Annotated in this window: 16 protein-coding genes; 13 read left to right on the top strand and 3 right to left on the bottom strand. The window is 63.7% G+C overall.

Features of this window, described 5'->3' with window-relative positions:
- Positions 1-131 precede the first annotated feature (131 nt).
- The 7 genes from secA to GJ654_RS07335 all read left to right on the top strand — a co-directional run bounded on the left by secA (position 132) and on the right by GJ654_RS07335 (position 10,403).
- Complete coding sequence (gene secA / locus GJ654_RS07305; protein WP_155445472.1) at positions 132-2,939, top strand: preprotein translocase subunit SecA; 2,808 nt, start codon at positions 132-134, stop codon at positions 2,937-2,939.
- 33 nt (positions 2,940-2,972) lie between these two features.
- Positions 2,973-5,204, top strand: a complete 2,232-nt coding sequence (locus GJ654_RS07310) for a primosomal protein N' (RefSeq protein WP_155445473.1) — start codon at positions 2,973-2,975, stop codon at positions 5,202-5,204.
- A gap of 212 nt (positions 5,205-5,416) precedes the next feature.
- Positions 5,417-5,989: a F0F1 ATP synthase subunit delta gene (locus tag GJ654_RS07315; protein ID WP_264586170.1), complete on the top strand. Its 573-nt coding sequence runs from the start codon at positions 5,417-5,419 to the stop codon at positions 5,987-5,989.
- Positions 5,989-7,518, top strand: a complete 1,530-nt coding sequence (atpA, locus tag GJ654_RS07320) for a F0F1 ATP synthase subunit alpha (RefSeq protein WP_155445475.1) — start codon at positions 5,989-5,991, stop codon at positions 7,516-7,518. The genes GJ654_RS07315 and atpA overlap by 1 nt, the downstream gene beginning before the upstream one ends.
- A gap of 88 nt (positions 7,519-7,606) precedes the next feature.
- Entirely contained in the window at positions 7,607-8,470 is an 864-nt protein-coding gene (locus tag GJ654_RS07325; protein WP_155445476.1) for a F0F1 ATP synthase subunit gamma, read from the top strand.
- Between the two features lie 27 nt (positions 8,471-8,497).
- Positions 8,498-9,937, top strand: a complete 1,440-nt coding sequence (gene atpD, locus GJ654_RS07330) for a F0F1 ATP synthase subunit beta (protein WP_155445477.1) — start codon at positions 8,498-8,500, stop codon at positions 9,935-9,937.
- A 67-nt stretch (positions 9,938-10,004) separates the two neighbouring features.
- Positions 10,005-10,403: a F0F1 ATP synthase subunit epsilon gene (locus GJ654_RS07335; protein WP_155445478.1), complete on the top strand. Its 399-nt coding sequence runs from the start codon at positions 10,005-10,007 to the stop codon at positions 10,401-10,403.
- Between the two features lie 216 nt (positions 10,404-10,619).
- Here GJ654_RS07335 and ubiG read toward each other — a convergent pair whose 3' ends face one another.
- The gene (ubiG, locus tag GJ654_RS07340; protein ID WP_155445479.1) at positions 10,620-11,381 is read right to left on the bottom strand and encodes a bifunctional 2-polyprenyl-6-hydroxyphenol methylase/3-demethylubiquinol 3-O-methyltransferase UbiG; all 762 of its coding nucleotides are present in this window, start codon (positions 11,379-11,381) and stop codon (positions 10,620-10,622) included.
- A gap of 102 nt (positions 11,382-11,483) precedes the next feature.
- Between ubiG and GJ654_RS07345 the strand changes: the two genes are divergently transcribed.
- The 6 genes from GJ654_RS07345 (at position 11,484) to GJ654_RS07370 (ending at position 20,471) form a co-directional block, all read left to right on the top strand.
- The gene (locus tag GJ654_RS07345; protein ID WP_155445480.1) at positions 11,484-12,719 is read left to right on the top strand and encodes an aspartate kinase; all 1,236 of its coding nucleotides are present in this window, start codon (positions 11,484-11,486) and stop codon (positions 12,717-12,719) included.
- A gap of 162 nt (positions 12,720-12,881) precedes the next feature.
- Positions 12,882-15,146, top strand: a complete 2,265-nt coding sequence (gene ptsP, locus GJ654_RS07350; protein WP_155445481.1) for a phosphoenolpyruvate--protein phosphotransferase — start codon at positions 12,882-12,884, stop codon at positions 15,144-15,146.
- 19 nt (positions 15,147-15,165) lie between these two features.
- Complete coding sequence (gene prfA, locus GJ654_RS07355) at positions 15,166-16,239, top strand: peptide chain release factor 1 (protein ID WP_155445482.1); 1,074 nt, start codon at positions 15,166-15,168, stop codon at positions 16,237-16,239.
- 99 nt (positions 16,240-16,338) lie between these two features.
- Positions 16,339-17,751, top strand: a complete 1,413-nt coding sequence (locus GJ654_RS07360) for a mannose-1-phosphate guanylyltransferase/mannose-6-phosphate isomerase (protein WP_155445483.1) — start codon at positions 16,339-16,341, stop codon at positions 17,749-17,751.
- Between the two features lie 60 nt (positions 17,752-17,811).
- Complete coding sequence (locus GJ654_RS07365; RefSeq protein ID WP_155445484.1) at positions 17,812-19,311, top strand: phosphomannomutase/phosphoglucomutase; 1,500 nt, start codon at positions 17,812-17,814, stop codon at positions 19,309-19,311.
- Between the two features lie 110 nt (positions 19,312-19,421).
- Positions 19,422-20,471 carry an NAD(P)-dependent alcohol dehydrogenase gene (locus GJ654_RS07370; protein ID WP_155445485.1) on the top strand — a complete coding sequence of 350 codons (1,050 nt, stop codon included), beginning with the start codon at positions 19,422-19,424 and terminating at the stop codon, positions 20,469-20,471.
- A 66-nt stretch (positions 20,472-20,537) separates the two neighbouring features.
- Here GJ654_RS07370 and gor read toward each other — a convergent pair whose 3' ends face one another.
- Complete coding sequence (gene gor, locus GJ654_RS07375; protein WP_155445486.1) at positions 20,538-21,917, bottom strand: glutathione-disulfide reductase; 1,380 nt, start codon at positions 21,915-21,917, stop codon at positions 20,538-20,540.
- On the bottom strand, positions 21,918-22,394 hold the full coding sequence (locus tag GJ654_RS07380) for a DUF2059 domain-containing protein (RefSeq protein WP_196305463.1): 477 nt from the start codon (positions 22,392-22,394) through the stop codon (positions 21,918-21,920).
- Positions 22,395-22,404: the final 10 nt, after the last annotated feature.

The following is a 22,404-nucleotide window of genomic DNA, read 5'->3' on the forward strand; positions in this document are numbered from 1 at the left end:
TCGCGCGCGGAAGCGCCAAACGTTCTCTGGATTGCGTCGGGTTGTCACAGAACGCGCGCCGCTCCTTGTGCTATGCAAAAAGCCTCCCACATTTGGGCGGCGCGACAGGCGTCGATTGAAGGGTCGTTGGAATGTTCGGAAGCCTTGCTAAAAAAATCTTCGGCACCGCCAACGATCGCCGCCTGAAGGGCTACAAGCCTCGTGTCGCCGCGATCAACGCGCTGGAGCCCGAAGTCGCGGCTTTGTCGGACGAGGCGTTGCGCGCGCGGACCGATGAATTCCGCGCGCAGCTGGCCGGCGGCGCCAAGCTCGACGACCTCCTGGTTCCCGCGTTCGCCACTGTGCGCGAAGCCGCCAAGCGGTCGCTGGGGCTGCGGCATTTCGACGTGCAGATGATCGGCGGCATGGTGCTGCATGAAGGCGCCATCGCCGAGATGAAGACCGGCGAAGGCAAGACGCTGGTCGCGACCCTCGCCTGCTACCTCAATGCTCTGGGCGGCAAGGGCGTCCATGTCGTCACCGTCAACGATTATCTCGCCCGCCGCGACGCGGAAAACATGGGCCGGGTCTATAATTTCCTTGGCATGACCGTCGGCGTCATCGTCCATGGCCTCGACGACCGCGAGCGCGCCGAGGCCTATGCCGCCGACATTACCTACGGCACGAACAACGAGTTCGGCTTCGACTATCTGCGCGACAACATGAAATATGAGCTGAACCACATGGTTCAGCGCGGCCACACCTTCGCCATCGTCGACGAGGTCGATTCGATCCTGGTCGACGAGGCGCGCACGCCGCTGATCATCTCGGGGCCGTCCGACGACAAGTCCGACCTCTATGTCGCTATCGATAAGATCATCCCGCACCTTGTTCCCGGCGATTTCGACCTGGACGAGAAGCAGCGCAACGTGTCCCTCACCGAGCAGGGCAACGAACGCGTCGAAGAGCTTTTGCGCGAGCACGGCCTGCTCATCGAGGGATCGCTGTACGAAGCCACCAACGTCACCCTGGTCCACCACGTGAATCAGGCGCTGCGCGCCCACAAGCTTTATGCCCGCGACAAGGATTATATCGTCCGCAACGGCGAGGTCGTCATCATTGACGAATTCACCGGGCGCATGATGCCGGGACGCCGCTATTCCGAGGGACAGCATCAGGCGCTGGAAGCCAAGGAAGACGTGCAGGTCCAGCCGGAAAACGTCACGCTGGCGACGATCACCTTCCAGAACTATTTCAGGCTCTACGGCAAGCTCGCGGGCATGACCGGCACCGCCTCGACCGAGGCCAACGAATTTGCCGAAATCTACCGGCTCGACGTGGTGGAAATTCCCACCAACATGCCGATGATCCGCATCGACGCCGACGACGAGGTCTATCGCACCAACGAGGAAAAGCTCAACGCGATCATCGCCGAGATCGAGGACGCGAACGCCAAGGCGCAGCCGATGCTGGTCGGCACGACCTCGATCGAAAAGTCCGAGCAGCTCGCTGAATTCCTCAAGCAGCGCGGTTACAAGCAGATCGACTTCGGCGCGCCCGGAGCGCTGGACAAGCTCTATGCGTCGGCGCGTTCGGGCAAGCCTTCGAAAAATTTCGCAGTTCTCAACGCCCGCTTCCATGAGCAGGAAGCCTATGTGGTCGCGGAGGCCGGCGTGCCCGGCGCCATCACCGTCGCCACCAATATGGCGGGTCGCGGCACCGACATTCAGCTCGGCGGCAACGTCGACATGCGTCTGCGCCAGGAATGCGAGGGGCTGGAGGGCGAGGCGCGCGCGGCCAAGGAAAAGGCGATCCGCGCCGAGGTCGCGGAATTCAAGCGCAAGGCGCTGGACGCCGGCGGCCTCTACATCATCGGCACCGAGCGCCACGAAAGCCGGCGCATCGACAACCAGCTGCGCGGACGCTCGGGACGCCAGGGCGACCCCGGCAAATCCAAATTCTTCCTGTCCTTGCAGGACGATTTGATGCGTATTTTCGGCTCCGACCGCATGGACACCATGCTGGTCAAGCTCGGCCTGAAGGAAGGCGAGGCGATCATCCACCCCTGGATCAACAAGGCGCTGGAGAAGGCGCAGCAGAAGGTGGAAGCGCGCAATTTCGACATGCGCAAGAACGTGTTGAAATTCGACAACGTCATGAACGACCAGCGCAAGGTCGTGTTCGAGCAGCGTCGCGACATGATGGCCCAAGAGTCGATTGCGGACGTCATCACCGACATGCGCCATGGCGTGATCGACGGTCTCGTCTCCGCCAACGTGCCCCATGACGCCTATCCCGAGGCCTGGAACATCGCCGCGCTCGACGAGGGCGTGAGGGCGCAGCTCAATCTGGAGCTGCCGCTGGCCGACTGGTCCAAGGAAGAGGGCATCGCCGACGAAGAACTGCGCGAGCGCATCGAAAAGGCCGCCGACGAGGCTTACGTGACGCGTGAGCAGCGCAACACGCCCGAGGTCATGCGCTATGTGGAAAAGCAGATCCTGTTGCAGACGCTCGATCACCTGTGGCGCGAGCACCTGGTCGTGCTCGACCATCTGAGGCAGGTGATCGGCTGGCGCGGCATGGCCCAGCGCGATCCGCTCAACGAATACAAGTCCGAGGCGTTCGAATTGTTCGACGGCCTGATCACGCGGCTGCGCGAGGTGACCACGGCGCAGTTGATGCGCGTGGAAGTGTCCGTGGAGCCGCCGCCCATGCCGGCGCCGCCTCCGATGTTCGGGTCGCACGTCGATCCCGCGACGGGCGAGGACGAGGAAGCGCTTGCCCGCATCAACGCGGCCATCGCCGCTGGCGAATTCACGCCGGTTGCGTTGACCGGCGACGACGTCGGCGCCCCGCGAGATCCCAACAGTCCCGAGAGCTGGGGCCGGGTCGGCCGCAACGAGGCTTGCCCGTGCGGGTCCGGCAAGAAATACAAGCATTGCCACGGCGCGACCGCCTGATCGGCGTCGCTGGAGCCCGCTGCGGAGCGGATCATGGATCCGGCGCCAACCCCTGAAAATTGCGTCGCCGAAGTCCTGATCCCCGTCGCGGTCGATCAGACTTATTCCTACGCGGTTCCGCCGGACCTCTCCTTGACATCAGGCGATTTCGTCGAGGTTCCGCTCGGGTCTCGCAAAACCTATGGCGTCGTCTGGGCTTTTCGAACCGGTGGCGCCGCAAATCTCAAAAGAATTGAATCGCGGCTGGATTTTCCGGCGCTGTCGCAAAAAATGCGCGATTTTCTCGACTGGGTGGCCGCCTGGTCGCTCGCGCCGTGCGGCATGGTGCTGCGCATGTCCACCCATGCGGCGGTCGAGGCTGGGCCTGAGCCGGTGCGCATCGGATTGCGCGCGACGGGCGCGGCGCCGTCGCGCCTGACCGAAGCGCGGGGGCGCGCGCTGGCGGCGCTGCCCGCCGACGTCGCGCTGACCAAGGCGGAATTGGCGCGGGTCGCGGGCGTGTCGCCGAGCGTCATCGACGCCCTGATCGACGACGGCGCGCTCCAGACGGTGGCGCTGGGGCCCGAACTTGCCGCGCAAACCCCGGACGCCGATTTCTGCCGCGCCCAACTCTCCGACGATCAGGCCAAGGCCGCCGCGGTCTTGCGCGAGGCGGCGGCTGGAAAGGAATTCAAGCCGATCCTGCTGGAGGGCGTGACCGGTTCGGGCAAAACCGAGGTCTATTTCGAGGCGGTCGCCGAAGTTTTGGCCGCGGGCGGGCAGGTGTTGATCCTGATGCCCGAGATCGCGCTGACCTCGCAGTTCAGGGACCGCTTTGTAAAACGCTTTGGCGCCGCGCCCGCCGAATGGCATTCCGAGCTGACGCCGCGCCGCCGCGCCCGCGTCTGGCGTGGGGCGGCCGAAGGCGAGGTTCGGGTGGTGGCGGGCGCGCGCTCGGCCCTGTTCCTTCCGTTCAACGATTTGCGCCTGATTATCGTCGATGAGGAGCATGAGGCCGCCTACAAGCAGGAAGAGGGGGTGATCTACCACGCCCGCGACATGGCCGTGGTGCGCGCCCGCCAGGAAAGCTGCGCCGTCGTCCTGGCTTCCGCGACGCCCTCGATCGAGACGCGGGAAAACGCCCGGCAGGGGCGATACGGCTATCTGCGTCTTGAGAGCCGGTTCGCCGGCCGTCTTTTGCCGGCGATCAAGGCCATCGATCTTCGCGCCCATGGGGCGGCGCGGGGGCGGTGGGTATCGCCGCCGCTGGTCGAGGCGCTCAAGCGCAATCTCGCGCAGGGCGACCAGTCGCTGCTGTTTCTCAATCGGCGCGGCTATGCGCCGCTGACCCTGTGCCGCGCCTGCGGCCACAAGTTCGAGTGCCCCAATTGTTCGGCATGGCTGGTCGAACATCGCTTCCGTCGCGCCCTGGTCTGCCATCATTGCGGCCATGTCGAGCGCCGTCCCGAGATCTGTCCCGCCTGCTCCGAAGCGGACACGCTTTCGGCCTGCGGTCCCGGCGTCGAAAGGCTGGCGGAGGAGGCGGCCGAGATTCTGCCGGAGGCGCGATTGCTTGTCCTGTCGTCCGACATGCCCGGCGGGACCGAACGCATGCGCGCGGAATTGCAGGCCATCGCCGACCACAAGGTCGATCTGGTGATCGGAACGCAGCTCGTCGCCAAGGGCCACAACTTTCCCTATCTGACGCTGGTCGGCGTGGTCGACGCCGATATCGGCCTGTCCAACGGCGATCCGCGCGCCGCCGAGCGCACGTTTCAACTTCTCAATCAAGTCGCGGGCCGCGCCGGTCGCGGGGAAAAGCCGGGGACCGCGATGCTCCAGACGTATCAGCCCGACCATCCGGTTCTGCGCGCGCTGTTGTCAGGCGATTTCGAGCGATTTTACGTTGAAGAAACGCAGGCGCGCCGCGTCGCGCGTCTTCCGCCGTTTGGCCGCCTCGCCGGGGTGATCGTTTCCGGCTCAGACCGCAACGCCGCCGAACTTTTCGCCCGCGCGCTGGCTCGCGCGGCCGTGCTTCCGCCCGAAAAAAACGCCTGGAGCGTGGCGCCTCCGGGCGCGCTGCCTGGGGATGAGGATATCGCCGTGTTTGGGCCCGTGGAGGCGCCGATCGCCATGGTGCGCGGCAAATATCGCTTCCGCCTGCTGATCAAAGCGCCACGCAAGGCGAATATTCAGGCGTTCCTGCGCGCCATGCGCGCAAACGCGCCCAAGCCGACCAAAGATCTGAAGATCAGCATCGACGTCGACCCCCAAAACTTTCTCTGACGCTGTGTCCTCATTTGGTAGCAGGGCGTGAATTCGCAGGCGGTCCATGGGTTGCGCCGCCCGGCGCCCTATGATACGTGAACGCCGCCTTTCGATTGGAGCGCCTCGGCTGATCCAATCGTCTCCAGACAGCGCTGCCCGGATCACCGCTTGGCTCAGAGCCAGACATTCCACGGGCATGCGTCAGACTTAAAAATAGGGGGCCTTTCCGCGTGGCTGAAGTCGAAGACTCCGTTAATCCGACATCTGGCGTTGCGGAACGCTATGCCCAGGCCCTTTTCTCGCTGGCTCAGGAAAAGAAGGTCACCGACGCCGTCGCCGAGGCCCTCGGCAATTTCGGCGACATGATCGAAAAATCTTCCGATCTCAAGCGTTTCGTCGCCAGCCCGGTATTCTCGGCCGAACAGCAGCTCAAGGCGATCTCCGCCCTGCTCAGCCAGTGCGGCTTTGGCGACGTCACCGCCAATTTCATCAAGCTCGTGGCCTCCAAGCGCCGCCTGTTCGTCCTGCCCGAGATGATTCGCGCCTATACCGCGCTGAACGACAAGGCCAAGGGCGTGACCCGGGCTGACGTCGTCGTCGCGGCTCCGCTTTCGTCCGATCATTCCGCCGCGCTCGATTCCGCGCTGCGTCAGGTGTCGGGCGGCCAGACCGTTAAGGTCAACGTCAAGGTCGATCCCTCGATCATTGGCGGCATCGTCGTCAAGCTCGGTTCGCGCATGGTCGACGCCTCGCTGAAAACCAAACTCAATTCGCTCCGCACACGTATGAAAGAGGTCGGCTGATGGATATCCGCGCCGCAGAAATCTCTGCGATTCTCAAGAACGAGATCGCGAATTTCGGGAATGAAGCCCAGATCACCGAAGTCGGCCAGGTTCTGTCCGTCGGCGACGGCATCGCCCGCGTCTATGGCCTCGACAACGTCCAGGCGGGCGAAATGGTCGAGTTCGAGAATGGCATCCGCGGCATGGCGCTGAACCTCGAAACCGACAATGTCGGCGTCGTGATCTTCGGCTCCGACCGCGACATCAAGGAAGGCCAGACCGTCAAGCGCACCGGCGCGATCGTCGACGTTCCCGTCGGCAAGGGTCTTTTGGGACGCGTCGTTGACGCCCTCGGCAACCCGATCGATGGCAAGGGTCCGATCGTCGCCGAAAAGCGCGCCCGCGTGGACGTCAAGGCCCCCGGCATCATTCCGCGCAAGTCGGTGCATGAGCCGATGGCGACCGGCCTCAAGGCCATTGACGCGCTGATCCCGATCGGCCGCGGCCAGCGCGAGCTGATCATCGGCGACCGCCAGACCGGCAAGACCGCCGTCGCGCTCGACGCCATTCTCAACCAGAAGCCGCTGAACCAGGGCACCGACGAGAGCGCCAAGCTCTATTGCGTCTATGTCGCGGTCGGTCAAAAACGCTCCACCGTCGCCCAGTTCGTGAAGGTGCTGGAAGAGCAGGGCGCCCTTGAATATTCGATCATCGTCGCCGCCACCGCCTCCGACCCGGCGCCGATGCAGTTCCTGGCCCCCTTCGCCGGCGCGGCTATGGGCGAATATTTCCGCGACAACGGCATGCACTCGCTGATGGTCTATGACGACCTCACCAAGCAGGCTGTCGCCTATCGCCAGATGTCGCTGCTGCTGCGTCGTCCTCCGGGCCGAGAAGCCTATCCCGGCGACGTGTTCTACCTGCACTCCCGTCTGCTGGAGCGCGCCGCGAAGCTGAACGACGCCAATGGCGCGGGCTCGATGACCGCTCTGCCGGTGATCGAAACGCAAGCCAACGACGTGTCGGCCTACATCCCGACCAACGTGATCTCGATCACCGACGGCCAGATCTTCCTCGAAACCGACTTGTTCTACCAGGGCATCCGCCCTGCGGTGAACGTCGGCCTCTCCGTGTCGCGCGTCGGTTCGTCCGCGCAGACCAAGGCGATGAAGAAGGTCGCGGGCAAGATCAAGGGCGAGTTGGCCCAGTATCGCGAAATGGCGGCCTTCGCCCAGTTCGGCTCCGACCTCGACGCCACCACGCAGCGCCTGCTGAACCGTGGCGCGCGCCTGACCGAGCTTCTGAAGCAGGCGCAGTTCGCACCGCTGAAGATGGAAGAGCAGGTTTCGGTGATCTACGCTGGCGTCAATGGCTATCTCGACGGCCTGCCGGTCGCGCGCATCAAGGCTTATGAGGAAGGCCTCCTCAACCTGCTGCGCACCAGCCATGCCGAGATCCTGGAAGCGATCCGCTCCTCCAAGGACCTCAAGGACGACGTCGCCGACAAGCTGAAGGCGGTCGTCGAAGGCTACACCAAGTCCTTCGCCTAATCCGAACCGGACCCGTCGTTTCGGCGACGGGTCCGCTCCCGTAAAAGCTCCGGCCTTCGGTCGCGAGCGGCTTTCGAGCGGATAAACCATGCCCTCGTTGAAGGATCTTCGTAACCGCATCGCTTCCGTGAAGGCGACGCAGAAAATCACCAAGGCCATGCAAATGGTCGCGGCGGCGAAGCTTCGCCGCGCGCAGACGGCCGCGGAAGCTGCTCGCCCCTATGCCGAACGCATGGAGACCGTGCTGGCCAATCTGGCCTCAGGCATTTCCGGCGGCGGGCCGGCCCTGCTGTCGGGAACCGGCAAGAGCGAGACGCATCTTCTCATCGTCGCCACCGCCGAGCGCGGCCTTTGCGGCGGTTTCAATTCCTCGATCGTCCGCCTCGCGCGCGAACGCATCCTGGCGTTGCAGGCCGAGGGCAAGACGGTCAAAATCCTCTGCGTCGGCAAGAAGGGTTATGAGCAGCTCAAGCGTCAGTTTGAAAAACTGATCGTCGAGGTCGTGGACCTTCGCTCGGTGCGGCAGATCGGCTTTGAAAACGCCGATCCCATCGGCAAGAAGGTCATCGGCTGGTTCGAAGAGGGCCAGTTCGATGTCGCCACGCTGTTCTATTCCAAGTTCCGCTCGGTGATCGCGCAGATTCCGACGGCGCAGCAGCTCATTCCCGCCGACATCCAGTGCGGCGCGCCGCTCTCCGGCGCGTATGAATGCGAGCCCGGCGAGGACGAAATCCTTGCGGCCCTGCTGCCGCGCAACATTTCCGTGCAAATTTTCCGCGGTTTGCTGGAAAACGCCGCTTCGGAGCAGGGCGCCCGCATGAGCGCCATGGACAACGCCACGCGCAACGCCGGCGAAATGATCAAGAAGCAGACGACGATCTACAACAGGTCGCGTCAGGCGATGATCACCAAGGAACTGATCGAAATCATCTCGGGCGCCGAAGCGCTCTGACCGTCATAAAGAATGTGAGGACGAGAAATGGCTAACCAGTCCAAGGGCCGCGTCACCCAGGTCATCGGCGCCGTCGTTGACGTGAAGTTCGACGGTCACCTGCCGGAAATCCTGAACGCGCTGGAAACCTCCAACAATGGCAACCGCCTCGTTCTCGAAGTGGCCCAGCACCTCGGCGAAAACTCCGTGCGCTGCATCGCCATGGACGTGTCGGAAGGCCTCGTTCGTGGCCAGGAAGTGACCGACACCGGCGCCCCGATCACCGTTCCTGTCGGCGAGGAATGCCTCGGCCGCATCATCAACGTCATCGGCGAGCCCGTTGACGAAGCCGGCCCGGTGGTCACCGCCGGCAAGCGCGCCATCCACCAGCCGGCGCCGTCCTATGCGGAGCAGGCGACCGAAGCGCAAATCCTCGAAACCGGCATCAAGGTCGTCGACCTTCTGGCCCCCTACGCCAAGGGCGGCAAGATCGGCCTGTTCGGCGGCGCGGGCGTCGGCAAGACCGTGTTGATCATGGAGCTGATCAACAACATCGCCAAGGCGCACGGTGGTTATTCCGTGTTCGCCGGCGTCGGCGAGCGCACCCGCGAAGGCAACGACCTCTATCACGAAATGATCGAGGGCGGCGTCAACAAGGACCCGAAGGAAAACAACGGCTCGACCGCGGGCTCCAAATGCGCGCTGGTCTATGGCCAGATGAACGAGCCCCCGGGCGCCCGCGCCCGCGTCGCGCTGACCGGCCTGACCGTCGCCGAAGATTTCCGCGACAAGGGCCAGGACGTGCTGTTCTTCGTCGACAACATCTTCCGCTTCACCCAGGCGGGTTCGGAAGTGTCGGCGCTGCTCGGCCGCATTCCCTCGGCGGTGGGCTATCAGCCGACGCTCGCCACCGACATGGGCATGCTGCAGGAGCGCATCACCACCACCAACAAGGGGTCGATCACCTCGGTGCAGGCGATTTACGTCCCGGCCGACGACTTGACCGACCCGGCGCCGGCCACCTCCTTCGCCCACTTGGACGCGACCACCGTGCTGTCGCGCTCGATCGCGGAAAAGGGTATCTATCCGGCGGTGGACCCGCTCGACTCGACCTCGCGCATGCTGTCGCCGCTCGTCGTCGGCGAGGAACACTATGACATCGCGCGAAAAGTGCAGTCCACGCTGCAGCGCTACAAGTCGCTTCAGGACATCATCGCGATCCTGGGCATGGACGAACTGTCCGAAGAGGACAAGCTCACCGTCGCTCGCGCGCGCAAGATCGAGCGCTTCCTGTCGCAGCCCTTCCACGTCGCGGAAGTGTTCACGGGTTCGCCGGGCAAGCTGGTTTCGCTCGCCGACACGATCAAGGGCTTCAAGGGCCTGGTGGCCGGCGATTACGATCACCTTCCGGAAGCCGCCTTCTACATGGTCGGCAATATCGAGGAAGCGGTCGAAAAGGCCCAGAAGCTGGCTGCGCAGGCCGCCTGATTTTTTCGCTGCCGGCCCGGCGGTTTCCCGCCGGGCCGATTAAATCTGCGCCGAGACGGAGAGTTTTATGGCGACATTTCACTTCGAGCTGGTTTCGCCGGAAAAGCTGCTTTATTCGGGCGAAGTCGAAGCCGTGGTCGTGCCCGGCATTGAAGGCCTGTTCACGGTGATGAAGGACCATGCGCCTGTCATGACCGTCCTCAAGGCCGGCGTCATCGAAATCGATGAAGCGGCGAACAAGAAGACCAAGCTGTTCGTGCGCGGCGGCTTTGCCGACGTCGCCGGTAGCCTGACCATTCTGGCCGAATCCGCAAAACCGCTGGAAGAGCTGAACGCGGCTCAGCTGGCGCAGGAAATCCAGAACGCTGAAGAGGATTTGGCGGACGCCACCAGCGAAACCGCGAAGAAGCAGGCGTCGGAAAAAATCGACCAGCTCAAGGAGCTTCAGGCCGCGCTCGCCGCTTGATGCTCGAACCGTTGGTGGAAAAAATAAAGCGGCCAGCGAGGGCCGCTTTATTTTTGAGACGATGATCCGTTCCGATATCCATGGTTCGAGACGGCCCCTTTCGGGGCCTCCTCACCATGAGGATTCTCCCTATACCATTCGGTAGCCCTCATCCTGAGGAAGCCGCGCTGCGGTTGTCTCGAAGGACGAGGGCGGACCACGCATCTCGCTTGCGTGTCAGGCTGGGCGCTCCAGCGCGATCAGATAATTCACATCCGTATCGCCGGACAGCCGCCAGTCATCGAGCAACGGATTATAAACCATTCCCGAGCGGTCGATTTCTTGAAGGCCAGCTTTCACCAGCGGACGTGCGATCTCGTCGGGGCGCAAAAATTTTTGCCAGTTGTGGGTACCCGGCTCGACCCATCGCAAAACATATTCGGCGCCGACGATGGCCAGCGCATAGCTTTTCAGCGTGCGGTTGAGAGTCGCGCCAACGAACAGGCCGCCGGGTCGCACCAGCGAGGCGGCGGAGCTGAGAAAACTGTTGACGTCGGCGACGTGCTCCAGCACTTCCATGGCGAGCACGACATCGAACCGCTCTTCGGCCGCCGCCAGCGATTCGACGGTGACGGGGCGATAGTCGATGTCCAGGCCGCCCAGTTCGGCGTGGCGGCGGGCGACATTAATATTTTCGTCGGCGGGGTCGATGGCGGTGACATCAGCGCCGAGTTTGGCGAGGGGTTCGGCGAGAAGGCCGCCGCCGCAGCCGCAATCGACGATTTTTAGGCCCGCAAGCGGTTTTTCCGCATTGCGCCGCCTCGGCTTGTCGCCGTCCGGAAAGTGCGAGCATAGCAGATTGCGGAGATAACCGATCCGCACCGGGTTGAGCTTGTGCAGCGCGGCTTGCGGGCCCTTCAAATCCCACCATTGGTCGCCGAGGCGGGCGAAGCGGGCGAGTTCCTCGGGGTCGGTGCTGGCGGAGCGATTCTCAGACATTTTGATCTCAATTCGGCAGAAGCGCAGATTGACAGGCGCCGGGCGCGCCGTCATGTATAGCCGCCCCAAGGGCGAGGTCTACAGCGATTTAATCAGGGCATTATGGCGCGTCTGGTGATGAAGTTCGGCGGCACGTCCGTCGCCAATATCGAACGTATCCGCAATGTGGCGCGTCACGTCAAACGAGAGATCGAGGCCGGCTTCGATGTCGCCGTGGTGGTCTCCGCGATGTCCGGCAAGACCAATGAACTCGTTGGCTGGGTTAACGAATCCCACAAGCACTATGACCCGCGCGAATATGACGCTGTCGTCGCCTCCGGCGAACAGGTGACGTCCGGCCTGCTCGCCATCGTCCTTCAGGAAATGGGCATTCCGGCCCGCTCCTGGCAGGGCTGGCAAATCCCGATCGAAACCGACAACGCCCACGGCTCCGCCCGAATCGCGCGAATCGACGGCGCCGGGCTGATTGAGGGTTTTGAGCGCAAGGAAGTCGCCGTGATCGCCGGATTCCAGGGCGTCGATCCCGCCACCGGCCGCATCGCCACGCTGGGGCGCGGCGGCTCCGACACCAGCGCCGTCGCCGTCGCCGCCGCAATTAAGGCGGATCGGTGCGACATCTATACCGACGTGGACGGCGTTTATACGACCGATCCCCGCGTCGTCCCTAGGGCGCGCCGGCTCGACAAGGTGGCGTTCGAGGAGATGCTGGAAATGGCCTCGCTCGGCGCCAAGGTTTTACAAGTGCGCTCGGTCGAAATGGCCATGATTCACGGCGTCAAAACCTATGTGCGGTCGTCCTTCGACGATCCCGAAAACCCGCAGCTGGGCACGCTGATTTGCGACGAGGAGGATATTGTGGAGCAGCAGGTCGTGACCGGAATCGCCTTCTCGAAGGACGAGGCGCAGCTCACCTTGCGCAAGGTCGCTGACAAGCCGGGCGTCGCCGCTGCGGTGTTCGAGCCGCTCGCCGAGGCCAACATCAATGTCGACATGATCATCCAGGTCGTGTCCGATGACGCCGCCCACACGGACATCACCTTCACCGTCCCCGCCGCCGAATTTGAGCGCACTCGCGCCATTCTGGAAAAGGCCAAGGGCGATATCGGCTACACCACCCTGCAATCCTCCGGCGATGTGGTGAAAATTTCAGCGATTGGCGTGGGTATGCGCAGCCATGCCGGCGTCGCCGCCGCCGCTTTCCGCGCGCTTGCGGAAAAAAGCATCAATATTCGCGCGATCACGACCTCGGAGATCAAATTTTCCGTGCTGATCGACGCCGCCTACACCGAATTGGCGGTGCGGACGCTGCATTCGCTCTACGGCCTCGACAAGGCCTGAACTTACGGACCCTTGCGGTCCGGACCTTGCATCCTTATTGGTGGCGAAAAGGTGACGCAAGAATCGCCTTGATATTTGCCAAGGCGCGTCAGGCGTCTTGGATAGGTGTTAGGAACGTTATGAGGAGCGCGTTTTCGGCGCGTTCCAGGACAGGACGATACAATGCGCGGCGGTTTGGGCGGACCTCGTCTGCTTCTGCGCCGGCTTCGCGAGGTTATGGCGGAGCCGGTGAGCGCGCAGGCGCGCCTCGACCGCATCGTCATTCACATCGCCGCCAACATGGTCGCAGAAGTCTGCTCGGTTTACGTGCAGCGCTCCGACGGCAAGCTCGAACTCTACGCCACCGAAGGTCTGAACCGCGAGGCGGTCCACCTCACCACCATGACCACGGGCGAAGGCCTCGTCGGCTTGATCGCCGAGAAGGCCGAACCGCTCGCTCTGGCTGACGCGCAGGCCCACCCCGCCTTCAGCTATCGTCCCGAGACGGGCGAAGAGGTTTATCAAAGTTTTCTGGGCGTCCCGATCCTGCGCGGCGGCAACACCCTTGGTGTGCTGGTCGTGCAGAACCGCGCGCGGCGCACCTATTCGGAAGAGGAAGTCGAGGCGCTCCAGACCACGGCCATGCTGCTGGCGGAGATGATCGCTTCCGGCGAGTTGCAGTCGCTGGCCGCGCCCGGCCAGAGCCTGAGCCTGCAAAAGCCGATGTCGCTGACGGGTTCGCCGCTCTCCGACGGCGTTGGCCTCGGCCATGTCGTGCTGCATGAGCCGCGCATCGTGGTCAAGCAATTGGTCGCCGAGAGTTTCGACGCCGAGAACGCCCGGCTCGACGCGGCGATCCTGGCCATGCGCGAACAGATCGAGGTGTTGATCGCGCGCGGCGACCGCTACGGCGCCGGCGAACACCGCGATGTTCTCGAAACCGTGCGCATGTTCGCCAACGATCGCGGCTGGATGCGGCGCCTGCGCGAAGCCTTGGATTCCGGCCTGACGGCGGAAGCGGCGGTCGAGCGCGTGCAGAACGACGCCCGCGCCAAATTGCAGCGCCAGACCGATCCTTATTTGCGCGAGCGGCTGCATGATCTCGACGATCTCGCCAATCGCCTGCTGCAACAGCTCACCGGCGTCACTCCACCCCATGGCGGCGCGCTCCCGGATAACGCCATTCTCGTCGCCCGCAACATGGGCCCCGCCTCGCTGCTCGACTACGAGCGCGCCAATCTGCGTGGTCTGGTGCTGGAGGACGGCGGGCCGACCAGCCATGTCGCCATCATCGCCCGGGCGCTGGGCATACCCGCCGTCGGCGAAGTGCCCAACATCACCGACCTCGTCGAAACCGGCGACGCCATCATTGTCGACGGCGGCTCAGGCGAAGTGCAGTTGCGGCCGTCGCCGGATGTCGAAACGGCCTATGGCGAAAAGGCGCGGCTGCGGGCGCGGCGGCGCGAGCAATATCACAAGCTGCGCGACGTCCCCGCCGTCACCAAGGACGGGGTGGAAATCGGCCTGCACATGAACGCCGGCCTGTTGATCGACTGCCAGCACGCGGACGAGGTGGGCGCGCAATCCATCGGCCTGTTCCGCACCGAATTGCAGTTCATGGTCGCGCCGAGCTTTCCGCGCCAGTCGCAGCAATATGCGCTCTATCGCAAAGTGCTGGATTCCGTGGGCGATCTTCCCGTGACCTTTCGTACGCTGGACATCGGGTCGGACAAGGTTCTGCCCTACATGGCCAAGGTGGAGGAAGAAAACCCGGCGCTCGGCTGGCGCGCGATCCGCATCGGCCTCGATCGCCCCGGACTCTTGCGCATGCAGATCCGGGCCATGCTGCGCGCCGCCGAAGGCCGTACGCTGCGCATCATGTTCCCCATGGTGGCCAAGACCAGCGAATTCGTCGCCGCGCGCGACATTTGCGTGCGCGAGATGGAGTTCTTGCGCCGGCACGATTACAAGACGCCCAGGAACCTGCAGTTGGGGGTGATGGTCGAGGTGCCTTCGCTGTTGTGGCAGCTCGACGAAATCTGCGAACTCGCCGATTTCCTGTCGGTCGGCTCGAACGACTTGACCCAGTATCTTTTCGCGGCGGATCGCGACAACAAGCGGGTGTCGGGCCGGTTCGACGACCTGTCCGCCCCCAATCTCCGAGCGCTCAAGTCGATTGTCGATGTCGCGGCCAGATACGACAAGCCCGTCACCCTGTGCGGCGAAATGGGCGGCAAGCCTCTCGAAGCGCTGGCGCTCGCCGCCATCGGCTTCCGGGGCTTTTCCATGACGCCTTCGTCAATAGGCCCGGTCAAGGCGGCCATTCGCGCCGTCGATCTCGGGGCGTTGACCGCGCTGCTGATGCCGATGATCGAACGGCTCGACCACAGTTTTTCCATTCGGCGGGAACTGCAGGCCTTTGCCGAAGCGCATTGCGTTCCGCTCTAGCGATCGTTAGCAAGACCAAATGCTTCCTGCTGAAAAACTCGACATCATCTTGCGCCGCCATGAGGAGATCGCCCATTGCCTCGCGGCGGGGGAAGCGAGCACGTTCTCGGCGCTGTCGCGCGAACTCGCCGATCTCGAACCCGTGGCCGTATCGATCCGGGCCTATCGCGCCTTGCAGAACGAGGTCGATGATCTCGAAAGCCTCAGCGCGGATGCTTCGGCCGATTCCGAGATGCGCGCCATGGCTGCCGACGAACTGCCGGGGGCGCGCGAAAAGCTGGCCGAGGCGGAGCGGGCTCTGCGCCTGTCGCTGCTGCCGCGCGACGCCGCCGACGAAAAGGGCGCCATCTTGGAAATTCGCGCGGGAACCGGCGGCGACGAGGCCGCGCTGTTCGCCGGCGACCTGTTCCGCATGTACCAGAAATATGCGGCGCTCCATGGCTGGAAGATGGAGCTTTTGTCCGCGAGCGAGGGCACGGCGGGCGGTTTCAAGGAAATCATCGCCCAGGTCCAGGGCAGGGGGGTATTCGCCAAGCTGAAGTTCGAAAGCGGAACCCACCGCGTCCAGCGCGTGCCCGCGACCGAGACGCAGGGACGCATCCACACGTCCGCAGCGACCGTCGCCGTGCTGCCCGAGGCGCAGGAGGTCGATCTCGCCATCCATGACGACGACCTGCGCATCGAAACCATGCGTGCGGGCGGCGCCGGCGGGCAGCACGTCAACAAGACGGAATCCGCGATTCGCATCACCCACATTCCCACCGGCGTGGTGGTGATGATGCAGGAGGAGCGCTCGCAGCACCGCAACAAGGCCAAGGCCATGGACGTGTTGCGCTCGCGGCTGTTTGACCTGGAGCGCAATCGGCTCGATTCCGAGCGCGCCGCCGATCGCAAGGCGCAGGTGGGCTCCGGCGACCGGTCCGAGCGAATCCGCACCTATAATTTCCCCCAGGGGCGCGTCAGCGACCACCGCATCAACCTGACCCTTTACAAGATCGACAAGGTGATGGAAGGCGAGGCGTTGGACGAAATTCTCGATCCGCTGATCGCCGACCATCAGGCGCGTCTGCTGGCGGAGAGCGAAGCGGCGTGAGCGCGCCGCCAGGCGCCTGGTTAACCGTAATTTAGGAATGTCTTGTGGGAGCCGTAATGCAGGGCTAATCGTTGGCGATTACGGCGATGCGGGGAGCATATGCAGAAGATCATTCCAGTCATCATGTGCGGCGGCGCAGGCACGCGTGTTTGGCCCGCCTCGCGCGAGACAATGCCCAAACAGTTCATCGCCCTGCTCGGCGACCGCTCCACCTTCCAGAACACGTTATTGCGCCTGAACGCGGAGGTTTTCGCCGCTCCGGTGATCGTCACCAATCACGATTACCGCTTTCTCGTGCAGGAGCAAATGGCGCAGATCGGGGTTCAGGGGCAGATCGTGCTTGAGCCGGAGCGCCGCGATTCCGCCGCCGCCGTCGCCATCGCCTGCGAAATCGCCGCCGCCAGCGCACCCGATTCCGTCGTTGCCGTGTTCGCCGCCGACCACGTCGTGCAAAAAGTCGAAGCTTTCCAGGCCCTGTGCGCGAAGGCGGCAGAGGCCGCCGCACAGGGCCACATCGTCACCCTCGGCATTACCCCCACCGGACCCGCCACCGGTTACGGCTACATTCGGCCCGGCGCCGCAGCGGTCGCGGACTTGGGGGTCGCCAAGGTCGAGGCGTTTGTGGAAAAACCCAACGCCGAGACGGCGGAAAAATACATCGCCCAGGGCTATCTCTGGAACTCTGGAAACTTCTTTTTCCGCGCCGACGTGATGCGGGGCGAACTGGCGGCGTTCGAGCCGGAAATCGCCGCCGCCGCAGCCGAGGCTTTTTCGCAGGCCAAGACGGACCTGGGATTCCTCGCGCTCGACAAGGACGCTTTCGGCAGGGCGCCCAAAACCTCCATCGACTATGCGGTGATGGAGCGCACCTCCCATGCCGCCGTCATTCCCGCGGACATCGGCTGGTCGGATGTCGGCAACTGGCAGGCGGTCTGGGAGCTCTCGGAGAAGGACGGTCACGGCAACGCCATTCGCGGCCACGGCGTGGTGGTGGGCGGCGAGAATTGCTATGTCCGCGCCGACGACACCCTGACCGCCGTGCTGGGCGTGAAGGACGTGATCGTCGTCACCACCGACGACGCCGTGCTTGTGCTGGGCGCGCAATATGGCGACAAGGTCAAGGATCTCGTCGACGAACTGAAGCGGCGCAAGCGCAAGGAAGCGCAGGAGCATAGCCGAGTCTATCGGCCCTGGGGCTATTACCAGTCCATCGACGGCGGCGACCGGCACCAGGTCAAGCGCATCGTGGTGAAGCCCGGCCACAAGCTGTCGCTGCAAAAACACCATCATCGCGCCGAGCACTGGATCGTGGTGCGCGGCGTGGCGGAGGTGACGCGCGACGCCGACACATTGATGGTGCACGAAAACGAGTCCATTTATCTGCCGATCGGCAGCGTCCATCGGCTGGTCAATCCGGGGAAAATCGATCTGGAACTGATCGAGGTGCAGACCGGCTCCTACCTCGGCGAGGACGACATCGTCCGTATCGAGGACGTTTACCACCGGGCGTGATTTTTTCTTCTCCGGCCGCCGGCGCCCTTGCCCGGCGGCTTTTTTGTTATGAGTGCAAAAATGCTGCCGAAACCCGTCGCCGTTCTTGAGCCCAATACGTTCGAATATGAGCGCCTGCCGCTCGTAAAACCCACCGGCTTTCGCGAATATGACGCGCGTTGGCTGTTCGGCAAGGAGCTGAACCTTTTAGGCGTTCAGGCGCTCGGCCTCGGCCTCGCCACGCTTTTGAACGAAATGGGCGTCAAACCGCGCCTCGCCACCGGGCACGATTTCCGCTCCTATTCTCTGTCGATCAAGCAGGCGCTGATCTGCGGTCTGATGTCCGGCGGGGTTGAAGTGGTGGACATCGGCCTCGCGCTGTCGCCCATGGCGTATTTTGCTCAATTCGCGCTGGAGTGTCCGGCGGTGGCCATGGTCACGGCCTCGCACAACGATAACGGCTGGACCGGGGTCAAAATGGGCGCGCAGCGTCCGGTGACCTTTGGTCCTGACGAAATGGGGCGGTTGCGCGATATCGTGCTCGCGGGACGCTTCGAGAGCCGCTCGGGCGGCTCCTACGAATATGTCGAAAATTTTGGCCGCATCTATCTCGACGATCTCGCGTCGGGCAAGAAACTCAGGCGCAAGCTCAAGGTGGTCGCGGCCTGCGGCAATGGCACCGCCGGCGCCTTCGCGCCGCAGCTGCTGGAGCGCCTCGGCTGCGAGGTGATCCCCCTCGATGTGACCCCCGACTACACGTTCCCGCGCTACAATCCCAATCCCGAAGATTTGGAGATGCTGCACGCCATGGCCGCCAAGGTGCGCGAAACCGGCGCCGACGTGGGCCTGGGTTTTGATGGCGACGGCGACCGTTGCGGCGTCGTCGACAACCATGGCGAGGAAATTTTTGCCGACAAGATCGGCGTCATGCTGGCGCGCGATCTTTCAAAACTGCACCGGGGCGCGACTTTTGTTGTCGACGTCAAATCCACCGGCCTGTTCGCCAGCGATCCCATGCTGCTGGCCCACGGCGTCAAGACCGATTACTGGAAGACCGGCCACAGCTACATCAAGCGCCGCGTCACCGAATTGAACGCGCTGGCGGGCTTCGAAAAATCCGGCCACTTCTTCTTCAATGCGCCGATCGGGCGCGGCTATGACGACGGCCTCTTGACTGCGGTGCATGTGCTGGAAATGCTCGACCGCAACCCTGGCAAGAGCATGGCCGATCTCTATGCCGACCTGCCGAAGACCTGGGGCTCGCCCACCATGTCGCCGCATTGCGCCGACGAGGTGAAGTATGACGTCGTCGACCGGGTGATTTCGCGGTTCGAGGCCATGCAGGCGACGGGCGAAAAGATCATCGGGCAGGACATTGTCAGCCTCGTCACGGTGAATGGCGTGCGCGTGACCGTTGAGGACGGCACCTGGGGCCTGGTGCGCGCTTCGTCGAACAAGCCGGAACTGGTCGTCGTGATTGAAAGCCCGACCTCCAACGAAAACCTGCACGCCATGTTCAAGGCCGTCGACGCCGTGCTGCGCGAGAACCCGGAAGTGGGCGCGTACAATCAGATGATCTGACGCGCAAAGGCCGCATTGCAAAATTCGCGTGGGCGTCGCGGGAATTTCATCCTATTTTTCCGTCCAAGCCGCCGGCCCAAGTGGCCGTTGGCAACTGACGGGAGTCGTTGATGGAAATTCTCAGTTTCGCCGCTTCGGGTGAAAAGCAGGCGCTGGCGTCCTGGCGCTTCACCCGCCGCGCCCTGCGCGCCGACGACGTGCAGATCGACGTCAAATTTTGCGGGGTTTGCCATTCGGACCTGCACCAGGTCGACAATGATTGGGGCGGCTCGATCTATCCGATGGTGCCGGGCCATGAGGTCATCGGCATTGTCTCGGCCGTTGGTTCAAAGACGGTGCGCTTCAAGGTCGGCGACCGCGTCGGCGTCGGCTGCATGGTGGATTCTTGCCAAAGCTGCGAGCCCTGCGGGCAGGGGCTGGAGCAATATTGCGAGGAGATCCCAACCTACACCTATAATGCGCTCGACCGCCGGGACGGGACGCCGACCTATGGCGGCTATTCCGAAAAAATCGTCGTTTCCGAAAAATTCGTCGTCCGCATTCCCGATGCGCTCGACCTCGCCGGGGCCGCGCCGCTGCTGTGCGCGGGCATCACGACGTGGTCGCCGCTTCGGCATTGGAATGTTCATCCGGGTAGCCGCGTCGGCGTGATCGGCCTTGGCGGCCTGGGTCATATGGCGCTGAAACTCGCCAAGGCGCTGGGGGCGCAGGTCACTCTGTTCACCCGCTCGCCGGGCAAGGAGGCGGACGCCCGCCGCTTGGGCGCGGATGCCGTCGTGCTGTCCACTGACAGGGCGCAGATGAAGGCGGTGGCGAACCGGTTCGATCTGATCATCGACACCGTGCCCAACGACCATGACGTGAACCCGTATATTCCCACCTTGGCGCTCGACGGCGCGTTGGTGATGGTCGGTTTCATTGGCAAGGGCAAGGACCCCGTCGACACCGTTCCGCTGATCTTTGGTCGCCGGTCAGTCGCCGGCTCGATCATCGGCGGCATCCGCGAGACCCAGGAGATGCTGGATTTCTGCGGCAAGCACGGGATTCATGCCGACATCGAGACGATCAAGGTCCAGGAGATCAACGAGGCCTACAAGCGCATGGCGAAAAGCGACGTCAAATATCGCTTCGTCATCGATATTGCGTCGTTGACAGAATAGCTGATGGAGGCGTGGACCGCCCTCGTGCTTCGAGACGGCGCTTTCAGCGCCTCCTCAGCATGAGGTCTATTGGTGGCGCGTGTAGCGCGCCGTCCGCGTCCGCAGGGTGACCAACTCTTCGGCCGCCGACGGATGCAGCGCCATGGTGGCGTCGAAATCGGCTTTTTTCGCGCCCAGCCTGAGGGATATGGCAAGGGCCTGAACCATTTCTCCGGCGTCCTCGCCGAGGATGTGGACGCCGAGCACGCGGTCGCTGTCGCCATCGACGACGATTTTCATGCGCGTGCGGTCGGCCCCGCCCGAAAGCGTGGCCTTCATCGGGCGGAAGCTGGTTTGATAGATATCGACGGTCGGATATTTTTCGCGCGCCTCGGTCTCTGTCAGGCCGACCGTGCCGATCTCCGGCGTGGTGAAGACGGCGGTGGGGATGAAGTCGTAATCCACCATCTGTACGCTGCCGCCGAACAGGCGGTCGGCCAGGAGATGGCCCTCGCGGATCGCCACCGGCGTCAGGTTGATCCGGTGCGTGACGTCTCCGACCGCATGGATCGACGGGACGTTGGTGCGGCTTTCGCAATCAACTCGGATGGCTCCATTCCATTCGCGTTCGACCCCCGCTTTCTCGAGTCCGAGGCCAACTGTGTGCGGCGCGCGGCCGGTGGCGATCAGAATCTGGTCGGCGGCGAGCGTTTCGCCATTGGAAAGGTTTATGCGCAGCCCATCGGCCGTATTGTCGATGGCGGTCGGCAGGACGCCGGCCATTTGCCGCGCCCCCGCCGCCGCCAGCGCCTCCGTCAAACCGTCGCGCATAAAATCGTCAAAGCCGCGCAGGATGCGGTCGGCGCGGAACAGCAGCGTGACCTCCGCCCCGAGTCGCGCAAAAATGCTGGCGAACTCGACCGCGATATAGCCGCTGCCGACCACGACCAGTTTTTGCGGAAAGTCCGGCAAGTCAAAAATTTCGTTGGAGGAAATGGCGTGCTCGATCCCGGGAATTTCCGGATGCATCTGCGGCGCACCGCCGGTCGCCACCAGAATATGTCTTGCGGTCAGGCGGCGTCCCGAGGTTTTGAGGAGCACTTCGTGCGGTCCCTCGATCTCGGCGCGCTCCTGCACGATCTCGACATTGGCCTTGGCGAGATTGGCGGCGTAGAGGCCTGACAGACGGCTGATCTCCGCCTCCTTGGCCGCCACGAGTTTGTTCCAGTCGAATTCGGGTTTTTGCGCCAGGCGCCAGCCAAAACTCTCCGCCGCCTCGAAATCGCCGGCAAAACGCGAGGCGTAGACATAGAGCTTTTTGGGTACGCAGCCCCTGATGACGCAGGTTCCGCCGATGCGGAATTCCTCGGCGACCATCACCTTGGCGCCATGGCCCGCCGCGATGCGCGCCGCGCGCACGCCGCCCGATCCCGCGCCGATGACGAAGAGGTCGAGGTCAAACGTCATTCAGAAATCCTTGCCTTTGGCGCGCAGTTTTTCGCGCAATCGCGTGGTCAGGGTGACCGAGGCCGTGCGGCGCCAGTCGTCCAGGACGGGGCCGAGATCGGCCAGGATCGCCGGCTGCGCCGCGACATAGGCTTTTCCGGACGGGCCCGCAAAAAACACCGCGCAATCCGCCAGTTCGCGCCGCGACAGTTTTTGCGCGTAGATGGCGGCGGCTTTGGCCGTCATTTCGTCGGCTTCGGCGTCGAAAGCCGGCTGCATTTCGGCAAGCGCCGCCTGAAGGTCGCTGGCGAGTTCCGGTCTGGTGGTGGCGGCGCGCGAAAGGTCCATGCGCATGGCTTCGGTCAGCCCGCGAAACGAGCGCGAGAGGCCCGAATTCTCGACGACCAGCCGCGCCAGCCGCAGCGAATCTTCCCCCTCTTGCGCAAAGACGGGAAAGGCGAGGGCGGCGACCAGAAGCGGGGCGAGCAGGCGGCGCATTTTTCGCCTC

This window comes from Rhodoblastus acidophilus, from assembly GCF_009720655.1.
GTDB classification, from domain to species: Bacteria; Pseudomonadota; Alphaproteobacteria; order Rhizobiales; family Beijerinckiaceae; genus Rhodoblastus; species Rhodoblastus acidophilus_A.

Coding starts and splice junctions, on each gene's coding strand:
- secA (WP_155445472.1), top strand. CDS start 132: ATGTTCGGAAGCCTTGCTAAAAAAATCTTCGGCACCGCCAACGATCGC.
- GJ654_RS07310 (WP_155445473.1), top strand. CDS start 2,973: ATGGATCCGGCGCCAACCCCTGAAAATTGCGTCGCCGAAGTCCTGATC.
- atpA (WP_155445475.1), top strand. CDS start 5,989: ATGGATATCCGCGCCGCAGAAATCTCTGCGATTCTCAAGAACGAGATC.
- GJ654_RS07325 (WP_155445476.1), top strand. CDS start 7,607: ATGCCCTCGTTGAAGGATCTTCGTAACCGCATCGCTTCCGTGAAGGCG.
- atpD (WP_155445477.1), top strand. CDS start 8,498: ATGGCTAACCAGTCCAAGGGCCGCGTCACCCAGGTCATCGGCGCCGTC.
- GJ654_RS07335 (WP_155445478.1), top strand. CDS start 10,005: ATGGCGACATTTCACTTCGAGCTGGTTTCGCCGGAAAAGCTGCTTTAT.
- ubiG (WP_155445479.1), bottom strand. CDS start 11,381: ATGTCTGAGAATCGCTCCGCCAGCACCGACCCCGAGGAACTCGCCCGC.
- GJ654_RS07345 (WP_155445480.1), top strand. CDS start 11,484: ATGGCGCGTCTGGTGATGAAGTTCGGCGGCACGTCCGTCGCCAATATC.
- ptsP (WP_155445481.1), top strand. CDS start 12,882: ATGCGCGGCGGTTTGGGCGGACCTCGTCTGCTTCTGCGCCGGCTTCGC.
- prfA (WP_155445482.1), top strand. CDS start 15,166: ATGCTTCCTGCTGAAAAACTCGACATCATCTTGCGCCGCCATGAGGAG.
- GJ654_RS07360 (WP_155445483.1), top strand. CDS start 16,339: ATGCAGAAGATCATTCCAGTCATCATGTGCGGCGGCGCAGGCACGCGT.
- GJ654_RS07365 (WP_155445484.1), top strand. CDS start 17,812: ATGCTGCCGAAACCCGTCGCCGTTCTTGAGCCCAATACGTTCGAATAT.
- GJ654_RS07370 (WP_155445485.1), top strand. CDS start 19,422: ATGGAAATTCTCAGTTTCGCCGCTTCGGGTGAAAAGCAGGCGCTGGCG.
- gor (WP_155445486.1), bottom strand. CDS start 21,917: ATGACGTTTGACCTCGACCTCTTCGTCATCGGCGCGGGATCGGGCGGC.
- GJ654_RS07380 (WP_196305463.1), bottom strand. CDS start 22,394: ATGCGCCGCCTGCTCGCCCCGCTTCTGGTCGCCGCCCTCGCCTTTCCC.